General features: G+C 63.6%; 13 protein-coding genes and 1 pseudogene. 5 read left to right on the plus strand and 9 right to left on the minus strand.

Going from position 1 to position 13,308, the window contains the following annotated elements; translation table 11 throughout:
• Positions 1 to 6: 6 nt before the first annotated feature.
• Positions 7 to 1,188, minus strand: a complete 1,182-nt coding sequence (locus tag LKE06_RS13335; protein ID WP_227998947.1) for an acyl-CoA dehydrogenase family protein — start codon at positions 1,186 to 1,188, stop codon at positions 7 to 9.
• Positions 1,189 to 1,557: 369 nt separating this feature from the next.
• On the opposite strand from LKE06_RS13335, the gene LKE06_RS13340 reads away from it, so the two are divergent.
• From LKE06_RS13340 to LKE06_RS13350, 3 genes are all read left to right on the plus strand, one after another.
• Positions 1,558 to 2,349 carry a hypothetical protein gene (locus LKE06_RS13340; protein WP_227998948.1) on the plus strand — a complete coding sequence of 264 codons (792 nt, stop codon included), beginning with the start codon at positions 1,558 to 1,560 and terminating at the stop codon, positions 2,347 to 2,349.
• Positions 2,350 to 2,674: 325 nt separating this feature from the next.
• The gene (locus LKE06_RS13345) at positions 2,675 to 3,724 is read left to right on the plus strand and encodes an acyl-CoA dehydrogenase family protein (protein WP_227998949.1); all 1,050 of its coding nucleotides are present in this window, start codon (positions 2,675 to 2,677) and stop codon (positions 3,722 to 3,724) included.
• Positions 3,709 to 4,869: an acyl-CoA dehydrogenase family protein gene (locus LKE06_RS13350; protein WP_227998950.1), complete on the plus strand. Its 1,161-nt coding sequence runs from the start codon at positions 3,709 to 3,711 to the stop codon at positions 4,867 to 4,869. Before LKE06_RS13345 ends, LKE06_RS13350 begins: the two co-directional genes overlap by 16 nt.
• An 82-nt stretch (positions 4,870 to 4,951) precedes the next feature.
• Here LKE06_RS13350 and LKE06_RS13355 read toward each other — a convergent pair whose 3' ends face one another.
• Together LKE06_RS13355 and LKE06_RS32890 are read right to left on the minus strand one after the other, a co-directional pair.
• Positions 4,952 to 5,500: an MmyB family transcriptional regulator gene (locus tag LKE06_RS13355; RefSeq protein ID WP_227998951.1), complete on the minus strand. Its 549-nt coding sequence runs from the start codon at positions 5,498 to 5,500 to the stop codon at positions 4,952 to 4,954.
• Positions 5,501 to 5,612: 112 nt separating this feature from the next.
• A pseudogene (locus LKE06_RS32890) lies at positions 5,613 to 5,957 on the minus strand (helix-turn-helix domain-containing protein); the annotation flags it as partial.
• Here LKE06_RS32890 and LKE06_RS13365 point away from each other — a divergent pair.
• On the plus strand, positions 5,947 to 6,867 hold the full coding sequence (locus tag LKE06_RS13365; protein WP_227998952.1) for an SDR family NAD(P)-dependent oxidoreductase: 921 nt from the start codon (positions 5,947 to 5,949) through the stop codon (positions 6,865 to 6,867). The pseudogene LKE06_RS32890 and the gene LKE06_RS13365 overlap by 11 nt on opposite strands.
• A gap of 94 nt (positions 6,868 to 6,961) precedes the next feature.
• On the opposite strand, the gene LKE06_RS13370 is transcribed toward LKE06_RS13365, so the two are convergent.
• The gene (locus tag LKE06_RS13370; protein WP_227998953.1) at positions 6,962 to 7,360 is read right to left on the minus strand and encodes a hypothetical protein; all 399 of its coding nucleotides are present in this window, start codon (positions 7,358 to 7,360) and stop codon (positions 6,962 to 6,964) included.
• Between the two features lie 17 nt (positions 7,361 to 7,377).
• The gene (locus LKE06_RS13375) at positions 7,378 to 8,247 is read right to left on the minus strand and encodes an enoyl-CoA hydratase/isomerase family protein (protein ID WP_227998954.1); all 870 of its coding nucleotides are present in this window, start codon (positions 8,245 to 8,247) and stop codon (positions 7,378 to 7,380) included.
• Positions 8,248 to 8,430: 183 nt separating this feature from the next.
• On the opposite strand from LKE06_RS13375, the gene LKE06_RS13380 reads away from it, so the two are divergent.
• Entirely contained in the window at positions 8,431 to 9,357 is a 927-nt protein-coding gene (locus LKE06_RS13380) for an AraC family transcriptional regulator (protein ID WP_227998955.1), read from the plus strand.
• Between the two features lie 8 nt (positions 9,358 to 9,365).
• On the opposite strand, the gene LKE06_RS13385 is transcribed toward LKE06_RS13380, so the two are convergent.
• The 4 genes from LKE06_RS13385 to LKE06_RS13400 form a co-directional block, all read right to left on the minus strand.
• The gene (locus LKE06_RS13385; RefSeq protein WP_227998956.1) at positions 9,366 to 10,271 is read right to left on the minus strand and encodes a proline iminopeptidase-family hydrolase; all 906 of its coding nucleotides are present in this window, start codon (positions 10,269 to 10,271) and stop codon (positions 9,366 to 9,368) included.
• A 5-nt stretch (positions 10,272 to 10,276) separates the two neighbouring features.
• A complete protein-coding gene (locus LKE06_RS13390; RefSeq protein ID WP_227998957.1) occupies positions 10,277 to 10,675 on the minus strand; it encodes a hypothetical protein in 399 nt (132 codons plus the stop codon).
• A 361-nt stretch (positions 10,676 to 11,036) separates the two neighbouring features.
• Complete coding sequence (locus LKE06_RS13395) at positions 11,037 to 12,455, minus strand: MFS transporter (protein WP_227998958.1); 1,419 nt, start codon at positions 12,453 to 12,455, stop codon at positions 11,037 to 11,039.
• 109 nt (positions 12,456 to 12,564) lie between these two features.
• Entirely contained in the window at positions 12,565 to 13,113 is a 549-nt protein-coding gene (locus tag LKE06_RS13400; RefSeq protein WP_227998959.1) for a TetR/AcrR family transcriptional regulator, read from the minus strand.
• Between the last annotated feature and the right edge of the window lie 195 nt (positions 13,114 to 13,308).

A 13,308-nucleotide genomic window follows, 5' to 3' on the forward strand; every position in this document is an offset into this window, starting at 1 on the left:
GAGAGGTCAGCGGGTAACGGGAAGTCCGAGAGCGGTTTTGGCGATGATGTCGCGCTGGACCTCGTTGGTTCCGCCACCGAAGGTGAGGATCAGCGACGATCGGTGGAAACGTTCGATCCGGCCGCGCAGTACGGCGCCCGGTGAGTCGGTGCGCACGATCGCTGATGTGCCCAGCACCTCCATCAGCAAACGGTATGCCTCCGTGGCCAGTTCGGTGCCGAACACCTTGGTGGCCGATGCGTCCGCGTGCCCGAGTTCGCCAGAGTCGGCGGCCCAGGCGATGCGCCAGTTGCGCAGCTTCAGGTATTCGATGTTGGCATGCACGCGGGCCAGATGCAGTCGAACCCATTCGGCGTCGATGACGCGCGAGCCATCGGCGCGAGTGGTTCGTTCGCACCAATCCCACACCTGTCGCAGCGACTCCTGCAGTGGCGCAGCGGAAGTCAACGCAACTCGCTCGTGGTTGAGCTGATTGGTGATCAGTGGCCAGCCGGCGTTCGGTTCGCCCACGATGTTGGTGGCGGGGACACGGACGTCGGAGTAGTAGGTGGCGCTGGTGCCGGGGCCGGCCATCGTGTGAATCTTGGTCCAGGAGAAGCCCGCTGCGGTGGTGGGCACGATCAGGATGGATAGGCCACGATGCTTGGACGCTGCTGGGTCGGTGCGTGCGGCCAGCCAGATGTAGTCGGCGTATTCGATGAGGCTGGTCCACGCCTTTTCGCCATTGATGACGAACTGGTCTCCGTCGCGGATCGCGCGCGTGCGCAATGAGGCGAGATCGGTGCCCGCCTCGGGTTCGGAATAGCCGATGGAGAAGTGCAGGTCGCCCTGTGCGATGCGTGGCAAGAAATACGACTTCTGTTCCGGGGTACCGAATCTCATGATCGTTGGGCCGACGGTGTTCACGGTCAGGAACGGGAACGGCACCCCTGCGGAGGCGGCTTCGTCGTTGAAGACGAGCTGGTCCATCGCCGGTCGGTTCTGCCCGCCGAACTCCTCGGGCCACCCCAGGGTGAGCCAGCCGTCGCGTCCGAGGGAGCGAACGACTTGTTTGTATGCCTCGGGTGCACCGTATTCGCCGCCCTGGCCTTCCAATGCCGCACGGATTTCAGGTGATATCAGGTCGGCAAAATAGGCGCGCAGGTGTTTACGTAGCCGCTGTTGATCCTTGGTGAAATCGATATTCATCCGCATCCCTCACTTCAACTTTTCGATTCTTTTCCAAAACTAGAACATGTTATTGCAAGATATGAAGTGTCGATCGCGGCAGGAAAATGCAGGCGGCATGGCAACAAGATGTCACGACCGCCGCAGCTGGACTCGGAATCTCCGGTGCTTCTCATGCAAGTCGTGGCCTGGTTGCTGTCGCTACACGGAGATAGGGGAATCTTGAAATGAAACACGTTCATCAGCTCGTTGCTTTTTGCGGGAACGGCACGAGGGCGCGCCGGAGCGTACCGAAAATGTCCGATACTCCCGCTAAGCTGTTGTCCACCTACGAGATTGACCGTGCGATCATCAAAGGCAAGCTGTCTGGTATACACGGGGAGGCCGAGGGTGAACTACGAGGCGACGGGATCCGCGCGACACGAGCTGAGAAATCTCGATGGCGGCGAGGGCATCGTGGAACTGCTCGCGAGGTCGCGACAGCTGATCGACCGTGCGATGGATGAATGCCGCGATGATCGTGCTGGCTCCCACGATATCGTGCGGGTGCGCCCGGGGGAGGGCTGGGAGCAGGAGCTTCAGCGGCTACTGCAACGGGCACGCAAGGAAGCGATGCTGGTGGTGTCGAGCCCGCTGCGCATCCAGCCGCACTATCAGTCCAGCCGGACGCTGGTGGAGGAGCTCCTTGCCGCGGGACGCGTGGTCCGTCTGCTGTACTCATGCCACTACGTCGAAACTCGAAGCCTGGACATGCTGTTACGGCATCCGCAGGTACACGCTCAGACGCGGGTGGTCGACGCGGACTTCTACAACATGATCATTATCGACACGCAGGTCGCCGCCATCTGGGGCGGCCTCGGGGAGCAGCGGCCACACGGATTCGTGGTCCGCGATACGACGTTGTTGCGAGTGATCCACCAGCTCGCCAGAATCCTGTGGGGATCGGCCTCGGACCTGTCGGTACATCTAGGCTCGCGATCGAACGAGTTCGATGACACGGCACTCGCGGTCCTGCGCGCGCTCAATCAAGGGCTCAAAGACGAGGTCGCCGCGCGCCACCTGTCGGTGTCGCTGCGGACCTACCGAAGATATGTGGCCGATATGATGGTGCGATTCGGTGTGACCACCCGATTCCAAATCGGTGTTCGCGCAGCGGAACTCGGTCTGCTCGAATCGTCCTGACGGGCACCGTGGCCGCCCGCGGTCGCGTCACGCACGGTGCTGCGTTGGGACAGCGCGGCGCTGGAGTGAGTCCGGTGTCGGGATTCTTGCCCGACGTCAGGCGGTTCGGTGCCACCCGTTTCAACTATGTCGGCCGGTCGGCGGCTCCGAGGGCCGATTACTCGCAGGAAGATGTCGCCTCCGTCCGGTAGTACCGGACGCTGCTGGCCGTTACGTGCCACCCGTGATGTAAATCCTCAGCGCGCGCATACATTCGGCTGGATCCTCCGCGCCGAATTTCCTGATGCATGGCGGTTTGCGCTCGTTCTCTCGAGAAGGCTGGTAGATGGATTTCGGATTCGATGAGACACAGCTCGCCGTCGACGAGGCGGTCCGCGGCGTGCTTTCGAGACAACCGGCTCCTGCCGATGCGTGGCGGATACTGTGCGACGGCGGCCTGCATGTTTTGGGGTTCCCGGAGGAATACGGTGGCGCAGGGCTGGGCGCGGTCGAAGTGGGAATTGTGGCTCGGGCGCTGGGCGAAGTTGCTCTTACAACACCCTTGCTGGGCACGGGCATTGCCGGGCTTGTGGCCTCGCGAGCACGGGCCGCGGATGTAACCGACTGGTGCAAGGGCGTGCTCGACGGGCAGGTAACGGCGGTCAGCGCGGGGATCGCGGGCGGCGGTGACCTGCCCGTGACGACGGCAGACATGGGGACGCAACGTCATACGATCACCGGCCGCTTCGCCGCCGCCCCACATGCGGAGCAAGCACGATGGCTCCTCGCACCCACCGCCGGCGGACCTGTCCTGGTAGATATCGACGACCGGACGGCGACCGCAACTCCGATCGAATGCTCGCTGGGCACAGAACAATCCGACGCACACCTCGACATGCAGTTCGAACTCGTCGATGCGAGATGCACAGCGCTGTTGCCGGTGCGTGCCGACCGGCCGGATCTGTATACCGATCTGTATCGCGCGGTCTTCCTGTCCTATGCGAGCGGACTGCTCAGCGGCGCACTGAAACTCACTGCCGAGCACCTGGGGTCGAGAACCCAGTTCGGGCGCCCGTTGGCCACATTCCAGGCGGCCTCGCAAGAGATCGCCGACATCTACGTTCTGGCCACCGCATTGGAATCGGTGTCGTTGTTCTGCAACTGGAGCATCGACAATGGCGGTCGGGCCGGCACCGAACTGGACGCGGCGCTGTTCTTGTTCGCCGGAGAGGGGCGTGCGGCGATGCAGATGTGCCACCACCTGCACGGGGGACTGGGTGTCGACGTCACCTATCCGATGCACAGGTACTTCTCACTCGCCAAGGACGTGGTCCGGCATTGCGGCGGTGAGAGGCAGAATCTCAGGAGGTTGGGTACCCGATGTTCATCGCTCTGACACCCGAACAGCAGTCGTTGCAGCGCGAGATCCGTTCGTACTTCGAAACTCTCGTGAGTGAACAGGACGCGCGGACCTTGTTGTCCGACCGGCACGGCGCGGTCGCGAAGCGGATCGTGCGACAGCTGGGCGAAGACGGCTGGCTGGGTGTGGGTTGGCCGAAGGAGTTCGGAGGCAAGGGATTCGGTGCGCTCGAGCAGCAGATCTTCGAGTCCGAGGCGGTGCGGGCGAGTATCCCGCTATCGTCGGTCACCTTGCAAACCGTAGGCCCGACGCTGCTGCGTTACGGCACCGACGAGCAGAAACAGCGGTTCCTGCCCGGAATCCTGCGTGGTGAAATCGAATTCGCGATCGGCTACACCGAACCGGACGCCGGCACCGATCTGTTCTCGCTGTCGACCACCGCGAAGAAGCAACCCGACGGTTGCTACATCGTGAACGGCCAGAAGACCTACACGACCGGCGGGCACACCGCGGATTACATCTGGTTGGCAGCTCGAACCGGTACGCGCGAGTCGCGGCACCGTGGGCTGTCCATTCTGATCGTCGACACTGCCGATCCGGGATTCGGTTGCACCCCAATCATTTCACTCGACGGCGCGCATCACACCAATGCCACCTACTTCCACGACGTGCGTGTTCCGGCATCGATGTTGGTCGGCGAGGAGAATAACGGCGTCAAATATCTGATCTCCCAACTCAATCACGAGCGGGTGATGCTCAGTCCGTCCGGTCGGATCGCCGCCATCTACGATCTGGTGTACAAGTGGGCCGTCTGCGCCGGGATGCTCGACCGAGACGATGTGCGGGAATGTTTGGGCGAGATTCTCGCGGTGCTGAAGGTCAACGACATAATGAATTGGCGGGTAGTGGCATCCACAGGCCCGGACGGGCCCAGGCAAGCGGATGCGTCAGCCTCCAAGGTCTTCCACACCACCCGGGTGCAACGCGTCGCCCGCATTGCCGAAGACATCATCTACGCCTGGGGAGACCTGAGCGACCCGTCCACAGCGCAGACCCTCAAAGCGCTGGACGTTCATGCCAAACGGAATGTCGTGATCACGTTCGGCGGCGGCGTCAACGAGGTGATGCGGGATATGGTTTCCGAGGTAGGCCTGGGTCTGCCGAAGGTGGCCCGGAGATGACAATTCGCACGGCAGAGGCATCAGACCTCGGCTGCTTCGAGACCGAGTGGGTACGCCTCGCCGATCACGCCGGCGGTACGCATCAGATGGTGACGGACCGGCCGCCGGTCACGTGGAGCAGATCGAGCTTTCCCGCGTCGGAGGTCGCGGCTGCCGCCGTGTAGGTCACCACGCGTAGGTCCGCGCCCGGAACGAGGAGGACATCGCAGTCGAGCCGGAGGTCGCCGACCTCCGGGTGGCTGATCGTCTTCTGATCTGTTACGTGCTGAGCTGCTGTCGCTGTGGCCCAGTATCGAGCGAACGCCGGGGAACTTTCGCGCAGGTTCTGCACGAGTTGGTCGAGTCGGGTGTCGGTGGGATAGCGAGTCACCGCGTCCTTGAGGTCGGCGACAATCGACGCCGCGAAGGCGTCTTCTCCGCGTTCGGACCGGAATGGACGTATCGAGGCACGCGCGGCGCCGCTACCGAAGACGGCGAGCGCGAGATTCCGCTCGGGGGCCGGGAGCGCGCCGGGATCGCCGTGCAGGGCTGTCCACATACTGTTCCACCACACGAGGGTCCAGTCGGCGGTGAATACCCCGATCGGGATGTCGCCGAGTCGTGCGGTGAGTCGCTGAATGCTGGCAGGCACATGGGTGCTGATGGTCCCCGTCCTGCGGCGGTAGCTGCCCGGCGCTGCGATACAGCTGATCGCGCTCGGCGCGGGAAAGCTGCAGAGCCCGGGCGAGAGCGGCGACCACCTGGGGCGAAGGGTTGACGGCGCGCCCCTGCTCCAGGCGCAGAATGTAGTCGACCGAGAGCGCGGCCAGCTGTGCGAGTTCCTCACGGCGCAGTCCCGGAGCACGACGGCCGCCGGCGACGGTGAAGCCGGCGTCGGCCGGGGAGAGACGGTCGCGCCATGCGCGCAGAAGTTCGCCGAAGCCGGCGCGGGAAGAAGCCATGGTTCCATTCTCACCGCTCGGCACCCGACGAGCCTGGGTACTGCTGGTCCTAGTGACGGTCACTGTACTGGTTGACCCAGGCACGAGCGACGAATGTAGGTGACACCCCAAGCAGTAGACCAGCCGAGGAGACCTCATGCACACCATCGTTATGACCGGCGCAAGTCGCGGGATCGGGCGGCTCGCCGCAGAGCAGATCCTGCGGCGGTCGCCGGATGTACACCTGGTCGTTGTCGCCCGAGGAACATCCGGGGCACAGCTCTCGGAGGAGCTCGGCGCGGGTGGACATCAGGTCTCGTCAGTCTCGGCGGACCTCGCCTCGCTCGAGAGTGTCCGGGCTGCCGCAACCGAGATCCGGGATCGGCTCGCCGCCGGTGACCTGCCGCCGCTGCGCGGCTTCGTAGGTAACGCTGGCATCCAGTACACGAACGCTCTCACCGCAGGGCCCAACGGGTTCGAATCGACGTTCGCGATCAACGTGCTCGCCAACCACCTGTTTGTCCGTCTGCTCGAGGACCGCTTCGCCGCGCCGGCCCGCATCGCGATCACCGTCAGCGACACCCACTTCGGCGATTTCCGGCACAACCTGGGCATGGTGCCCGGACCGGTCTGGCAATCCCCGGATGTTCTCGCCCGCATCGGTGCGTTTCCAGAGCCGGACACCGCGACCGCTGGTCGCACGGCGTACTCGACGAGCAAGCTTGCCGCGATCTATCTCGTGCACGAATACGCTCGTCGGCTGCCCACCGGGATCGATGCGGTCGCCTACAACCCGGGATTCGTCCCCGGCACCGATCTCGCCCGCGACGCGGACCCCGTGTCCCGGTTTGTGATGCGCCGCATCATGCCGATGATGACCCTGACACCGTTGGCGACCAGCCGCAGGGCTGCGGGGCGATTCCTCGCCGACGTCGTCCTGGGCACCACCGAGGCGCCGACCGGGTCCTACGTCGACCGTAGGCATGTGACCCGGTCGTCGGAGGAGTCGTATGATCCGCAGCGCGAAGCCGAAGTCTGGGAGACCGCCGAACGCGTCATCGCGGCATACGTCGACTGATCCGGAACTCCGCGCACACTCCCGTCGGCGGCGACGAGAGTGTGCGCTGCGGACCGGCAGCGATCGTGTGGCGAGCCGGTGCTCCGGCAATCAGTTACCGGTCGAGCAGCAGATCCTCATCATCATCGTCGACGACCTGCCGGGCGACCTCGACGAAACGCTCGGCCCTGCCGCCGTTGATCCGGGCGAACAGATGAGATTCGAAGATCGACTCCTGCCCTTCCGGGGAAACCATTCGGAACAGGTACCGGCCAGCGGTTCCGGTGTTCGTGCTGATCTGTTCCAACACCCGCATCTCGCCGCCACCGGCAACCATTCGGCGCATCTCGCGCACATGTGCGAGATACTCGGATCGTCCGTATACGCGGCCGTTGATGCGTTGTACGAAGTTCGGCGTGACCAATCTGTCAAGAGTGTCGTCGAGCGACTCGGCCGTTTCATCTCCGTAGAGCAGTTCGGTCAGCGCGGCGGGCAGATCGAATTCTTGGTTCATGTCAGTCTTTCTGCTGTTCAGTTGGATTCAGGAGCCGCGGCGGCACGATCGAGGAGCCCCTCGAGGTCGATCTCTCCTGCTGCTGTCTGGCCGCCCTCGTCGACGGTGCGCCGCATCCGGGCCACCACCTCGGGTGGGGACGGGTACACCTTGGCATGCGCATTGGCCTCCTCGGGGAGGTTCGGCACCGGGCCACTGGCCTCGGCGGCGTCGATCGCTTCGACCGCCGCAGCGGCGACACCGTCCGGTAGCGCGGCGATCCGGCGCGCCAGGTCGTCGACGTAGGCATCGAGCTGGTCGGCTGGCATGGCGCGGTTGATCCAGCCGTACTTCTCGGCAAGCTCGGTGCCGTACAGGTCGCCACTCAAGACAACCTCGATAGTGCGGGCGCGGCCGAGCAGTCGGTTGAGGTATTGAGTGCCGCCCCCGCCGGGGAAGATCCCCATGCGGGTCTCCGGCTGTCCGAGCCAGGTCTGGTCCGCTGCGGCGAATCGCATGTCGGCGGCCATCGCGAGCTCCACTCCGCCGGCGCGCAGCCGGCCCCTGAGTTTGGCGATCGTCACCTGAGGCAGACGCCGGAACCTCTCATGGAGCTGCTGCAGGGGGTTGAGGGTGGGGTCACCATCCGGATCGCTCAACGACGTCAGTTCCTCGGGGTCGAACATCCACTTGAAGTCCGCGTGCGCCGCGAAGAACTCGGGGTTGGCGCTGGTCAGCACGATCACCTTGATCGCGCCGTCGCGCTCCGCGCGTTCGACGAAGTGCCGCAGATCGCGGGCTACGGCGACGTCGATCGTGTTGACCGGGGGATTATCCAGGGTGATGGTCGCGACGCCGTGGTCGACGTCGACCCGCAGTGCCGAGTACTCGTACGAGTCGGTGGTCATAGGAAACTCCGATAACGCCGGGACGGCGGTGGTCATCGCCGTCGGTTGATCTGAACAGTTACACCGTATGTGTACGAGAATGCGCGTTTGTATGACTGAATGAGTCATATTCTTTGCCGAATAGCTCACCTTTCCGTGCTCCGTGGTTTGACGGCGACTAGGAGTCTTCGTAGCCTGATGGACATGGATCTGCTCGGTGACTGGCTGACTGTGGCCGGTGTCCACGGAACTGTCGGCGCCCATCTCGAGGCCGGTGGCGACTGGGGCGTGCGATGGGATGGCCAGGGTGATGCAGTGATCTATGCCGTGACCGCTGGTGCGGCATGGATTGAGCCGGAGGGGCACACGCCGGTCCAACTGGTGGCCGGTGACGCCTATCTGGTCGCGTCCGGGACGCCACACGCACTCGCCTCCAGCGCGGGTGCGATGCCGCGGCGTTGCGATACGCGGAGCGCGAACTCCACGTCAGGCGCCGGAGTGATGCGGCTGGGCACCGCATCTCCCGCGACCCATATCCTGGCGGCCCGCTACTCCTACGACACCGCGATCACCACGCAAGTGCTCGCTCTGCTGCCGACGACGGTCCACCTCCGTGCCGACTTCGGAGCCAGCTGCCTCGGCGATACCTTGCGCCTGCTCGCGCGTGAGCTCGGCCTATCACGCCCGGCAGCCGGCCTTGTCCTGGATCGGCTGGTCGACATCATGCTGGTGCAGTTCCTTCGCGTATGGATCGATAGCGCCGCGGAGCGACCGGACCATGGGCTCTCCTCGTTGCTGGGTGCTGCCACGGACTCGATAGTGGGCGAGGCGGTCGGCCTGATCCACGCCGAACCTGCCCGGCCATGGACCGCGGAGACCCTGGCCGCCGCCGTCGCGGTGTCGCGAGCCACCCTGATCCGCCGTTTCGGCGAGGTCGTGGGAACGACACCGTCCGCGTACCTCGGCCAGTGGCGGATGGATCTCGCGTCCCGACGACTCCGCGATACCGACGACCCGGTCGAGGCCGTGGCACATGACGTGGGCTACACGTCGGTTCCCGCATTCACCAGGGCCTTCACCCGCGCACACTCCCGATCGCCGGCTCGGTATCGGCGGTCTACAGCCGAGTAGTTCACGCGCTACCGGACATCGCGACGTTCCGGTTCAACCGGATCTGGTTGCGAGCGCGCTTCGATCCGAAGCATGTAGTCACGAATGATCGAGACGTACTCGTTGCGAAGTGGCTCGTGTTCGAGGTATCCCATGTGGGCCGCGCCGGACTGCGTGACATGTTCGGAGTCGCGGATCCGGTCGGCGATGTCCGCGAGGTGCGAAGGGACGCACTCGTCGAACTCTCCGCCGAGTACCAGCGTAGGAACGCGAATCCGTTCGAGCTCGTCGAATATGTCCCAATCGTGCAGGACTCCGGTCACGTGGTAATCCGCTTGTCCGATCATCGTCCGGAACGTTGTCAAGCTCATAAGATCCGGTTCGAGCTTTACTGTCGAGGTGCGCACAATGCATGCGCGCATGTATTCCTCTTGGGCAACGAGGTAGTCGGGATCGTTCATCTCTCCGCTCAACTCACGTCCGTAGGTGCGCTCCAAGACATTGCCCGGTAGCTTCGCCAGTATTTCGCGAACCTCGTTCTCGAACCTGGGTACGCTCGCCAATCCATTGGCGCAGATCAGACTCGTCCACTCGGGTGCCCGCTGTGCGGCGAACTGAAGGCCGAGCATGGCACCCCAGGAGTGGCCGTAGACGTGCGGGCGTTCCAGACCCAGGCCTTCGGTCACTGCACCGAGTTCGTCGAGAAAGCGACTCACTGTCAGCAGCGCGGGGTCTTCTATCGGATCCGAACGTCCCACCCCGAGCTGGTCGTACCAGATGACTTCACGTTCTCGCGCGACCGGCTCGAAAGCTTCGAACAGTGGATCGCTGGGGTAGCCCGGTCCGCCGTGAATGAGCAGAAGCGGCACGCCACCGCTGCCCATCCTGCGATACCAGACTTTGCCTCCTGGTACGGAGATCTTTCCTTCGTCCATTGCTATCAGCCTCGTACCTGAACGGCGGAACGGAGGGTATCGCTGTCGACCGGTACATCGTAGGTGTACTCCTCTATTCGGTCGATGAGAAGCCCTTCGAACCGAAGGTACATCGCAGCGTGGATTTCGCTATGGGACCCGTCGTTCAGAACCAGGTGAAGTATATTCTGCTGGAGAACCTCATTTGAATTCTGGAACTGCCGAGTAACGTCGTATCGCAGCGAATCGACGGTAGCGACAAGCGGTCTCAGCTGTTCTATCTTCTCGTCGATCGTCAGTTCTCCTTTGCCGTCGTTGTGCCACACGGTGGCTGTGCTGGTGCACATCGACCGCATATTTTCGAAATCGCACGCTTCCAGATATCGCAGGCACTGAATCGCCGTCTCGCTGATGTTCGTTCCCATGTCAATTTCCCCTTGCTTTGCTCGATGTCTAATGCGGAACCGGCGAAACGCCTTTGTATCCCGTTGTCTCGGCGTGGAGGCAACGGACTTCAGTGTATGGAGAAATTATCAAAATGTAAGTCTTGACTTACCTTTCGATATCAAGCAGTAGGGTCCGGTCATGCGAAAAGTCTGTCCACTCGGATCCATCCGGCTCGGAATTGTCGCCCGGTTTATATCTATGCCGGGAGAAGGCCGGACAGTGCGGCGGCGAAGTGCTCGGCGGCTGTGTCGTGGAAGGTGATTTCCCGGCCGGTTGCGGCGGAGAGTGCTTGGGCGATTTCGCCGTGGGGCACGGCGCGAGGTCCAGTCAATGTGTAGGTCAGTGCGTGACCGCGCAGGCCGAGTCCGGTTGCGTGCTGGCGGTGGGGATGAAAGACAGTGCGAGGGCGAGAAGGATGAACGCTGCCTCACCCAGGAACGCAGTCGTGAAGGAGATATCTCCGTGTGCCCCCGCGGCGCCGATGGCGATCCCGGCCAGGGCTGCGAGCCCGACCGCACTGCCCAGGTGCTGGGCAGCATTGACCAGCCCACTGAGCAGGCCTGATTCGCCTTCGCCGCTATCGCGCACCGCCGTTGCCATAGCGTTGACGACGCCGAGGCCGAGACCGCCGCCGATCAGCAGGAACGAGCCGACGAGATGCACGGAGAGGCCACTGGTCGCCGGATTCAGCGCCAGCCATACAAGGCCGGCGAACAGCAGGACGAGGGCGACCGGCACCGCGCGGGACAGACCGATGCGTTTTGCCAGCAGTGGCGCGAAGGCGCTGCCCACGATGATCATGACCGCGATGGGGATCTGTGTCATCCCGGCCGTCGTCGCGCTCATTCCGAGTACTTCTTGCTGGTACCCGGGCAGGAAGAAGAACAGGCTTGTCAGCGTGGCACCAAGCAGCATCATCACCACGCTCGCCATGACCACCGGCTTCCTGCGGAATACGCCGAGCGGGACCAGGGGATGTGTGGAGCGCTTTTCGGCGATCACGAATGCAACCAGGCAGGCGAGGCCGATCGCGATACCGGCGACCGTGCTGGGCGCATCCCATCCGCTTTCGGAGGCAGCGACCATGCCGAGCGCGAGGGCGGTGATTCCGGCAGTGGCGGTAATGGCGCCGAGTAGGTCGAACCGGCCGGCCCGGCCCGGGACCGGCGGCACCGAGCGCGACACGATGATCGCGCCGATGATGCCGAACGGCACCGGAGTCCAGAACACCGACTGCCAACCCAGCAGATCGGTGAGTGTTCCACCGAGGAAGACGCCGAAGAGACTGCCGGCACCCGTGACAGCGCCCCAGATGCCCAGGGCGCGAGTGCGTTCCGCAGGAGTCTGGTAGAGGACGAGTACAAGTGCGAGCGCGGACGGTACCACGATCGCGCCCCCGATCCCCTGCCCGATCCGCCCGGCGATCAGCATGGGCACGCTGGTGGCCAGGGCGCAGAAAGCCGATGCCGCGAGGTAGATGGCCATTCCGGCCATGAACACTTTCCGGCCGCCGAGCACGTCGGCGAGACGGCCGCCGAGTAGCAGCAGACCGGCGAACGCCACCAGGTAGGCGTTCACAACGACGGTCAGTTCGGCGGCCGAGAGTCCGAGACCTTCGCGGACGGCCAGCCCGGCGAGGTTGACCATCGAAGTATCGAGAACGATCAGGAACATGGATGTCGCCAGGCCGAGCATTGCCACATTGCGTGGTACTCGCAGGCGAGCATGCTCTGTGGTGGGCAGGGTTTCACTGCTCATTATTTCGCATTTGCTGTTCATCATTTTCGCCCTTGTCCAGTGAGTCTTTGCTGCGTTTCGATAGTGAGTGATCACTATCAAACGGGTAAAAAAATCCGCGCCCTCCAGGTCAGGATCCGGAAGCCAGGAAGCGATCGGCCCACGCATCGTGTTCGGCCCGAGCGGGCAGGTCCATGGATGCGGCCACCATGTACAACATGCCCGCCGCGAAGAAGTCGTGTGCCCGGTCGGTACCGACCTCCGGCATGGCCTCCATCTGCTCGAAGATATCGCGCGTCGATCGGTGCATCAGGTCGCGGATGCTGGGATCCTCGCAAGCCGCGTACCCCTGGAGCAGCATGAGCATCAGCTCGCGGTTTTCCATCAGTACGCCCCAGGCATCCGCCATCGCCCGCAGCGGATCGCCGTCCGCCGCCTCACCCGTGACGATCATCTCACGGGCAACCGTCGCGAACGTCTGCTCCAGCACCGCGACGAAAAGCTCCGGCTTGGTGGAGAAGATCCGGAAAAGGTTCGGGTGTGAGATCCCCGCCTCCTTGGCGATGTTCACGGTCGAACCGCCGTGTAATCCCTTGTGGCTGAACTCCTTCAATGCCGCGGCGAGGATCTGCTCACGGCGCTGCTCGATGCTGACCCGTGGTCTCCGCTCTGCCGACATGTTTGATAGTGAACACTCACTATCGTATCGGTGTCAACCCCAGCGATGTCGCTCTCGTCGGATATCGTCGAACAGCACCATGTGCGGCTTCAGCGCCGGGGCCGTGCGATACCGGTGTGCTGCTGCTACCTCCGAAGAGCCGGAACGGTAGGCATCGACGCGGTCGCCGAGTTCTACTTGGCCGAGCAGGGTATT

It is taken from the genome of Nocardia australiensis, from assembly GCF_020733705.1.
Classification (GTDB): Bacteria; Actinomycetota; Actinomycetes; order Mycobacteriales; family Mycobacteriaceae; genus Nocardia; species Nocardia australiensis.

What these genes read in the sequence shown, in the direction of transcription:
- LKE06_RS13365 (WP_227998952.1), top strand. Translation starts at nt 5,947, where the DNA reads ATGCACACCATCGTTATGACCGGCGCAAGTCGCGGGATCGGGCGGCTC.
- LKE06_RS13390 (WP_227998957.1), bottom strand. Translation starts at nt 10,675, where the DNA reads ATGGGAACGAACATCAGCGAGACGGCGATTCAGTGCCTGCGATATCTG.
- LKE06_RS13350 (WP_227998950.1), top strand. Translation starts at nt 3,709, where the DNA reads ATGTTCATCGCTCTGACACCCGAACAGCAGTCGTTGCAGCGCGAGATC.
- LKE06_RS13370 (WP_227998953.1), bottom strand. Translation starts at nt 7,360, where the DNA reads ATGAACCAAGAATTCGATCTGCCCGCCGCGCTGACCGAACTGCTCTAC.
- LKE06_RS13345 (WP_227998949.1), top strand. Translation starts at nt 2,675, where the DNA reads ATGGATTTCGGATTCGATGAGACACAGCTCGCCGTCGACGAGGCGGTC.
- LKE06_RS13395 (WP_227998958.1), bottom strand. Translation starts at nt 12,455, where the DNA reads ATGAGCAGTGAAACCCTGCCCACCACAGAGCATGCTCGCCTGCGAGTA.
- LKE06_RS13380 (WP_227998955.1), top strand. Translation starts at nt 8,431, where the DNA reads ATGGATCTGCTCGGTGACTGGCTGACTGTGGCCGGTGTCCACGGAACT.
- LKE06_RS13400 (WP_227998959.1), bottom strand. Translation starts at nt 13,113, where the DNA reads ATGTCGGCAGAGCGGAGACCACGGGTCAGCATCGAGCAGCGCCGTGAG.
- LKE06_RS13335 (WP_227998947.1), bottom strand. Translation starts at nt 1,188, where the DNA reads ATGAATATCGATTTCACCAAGGATCAACAGCGGCTACGTAAACACCTG.
- LKE06_RS13375 (WP_227998954.1), bottom strand. Translation starts at nt 8,247, where the DNA reads ATGACCACCGACTCGTACGAGTACTCGGCACTGCGGGTCGACGTCGAC.
- LKE06_RS13385 (WP_227998956.1), bottom strand. Translation starts at nt 10,271, where the DNA reads ATGGACGAAGGAAAGATCTCCGTACCAGGAGGCAAAGTCTGGTATCGC.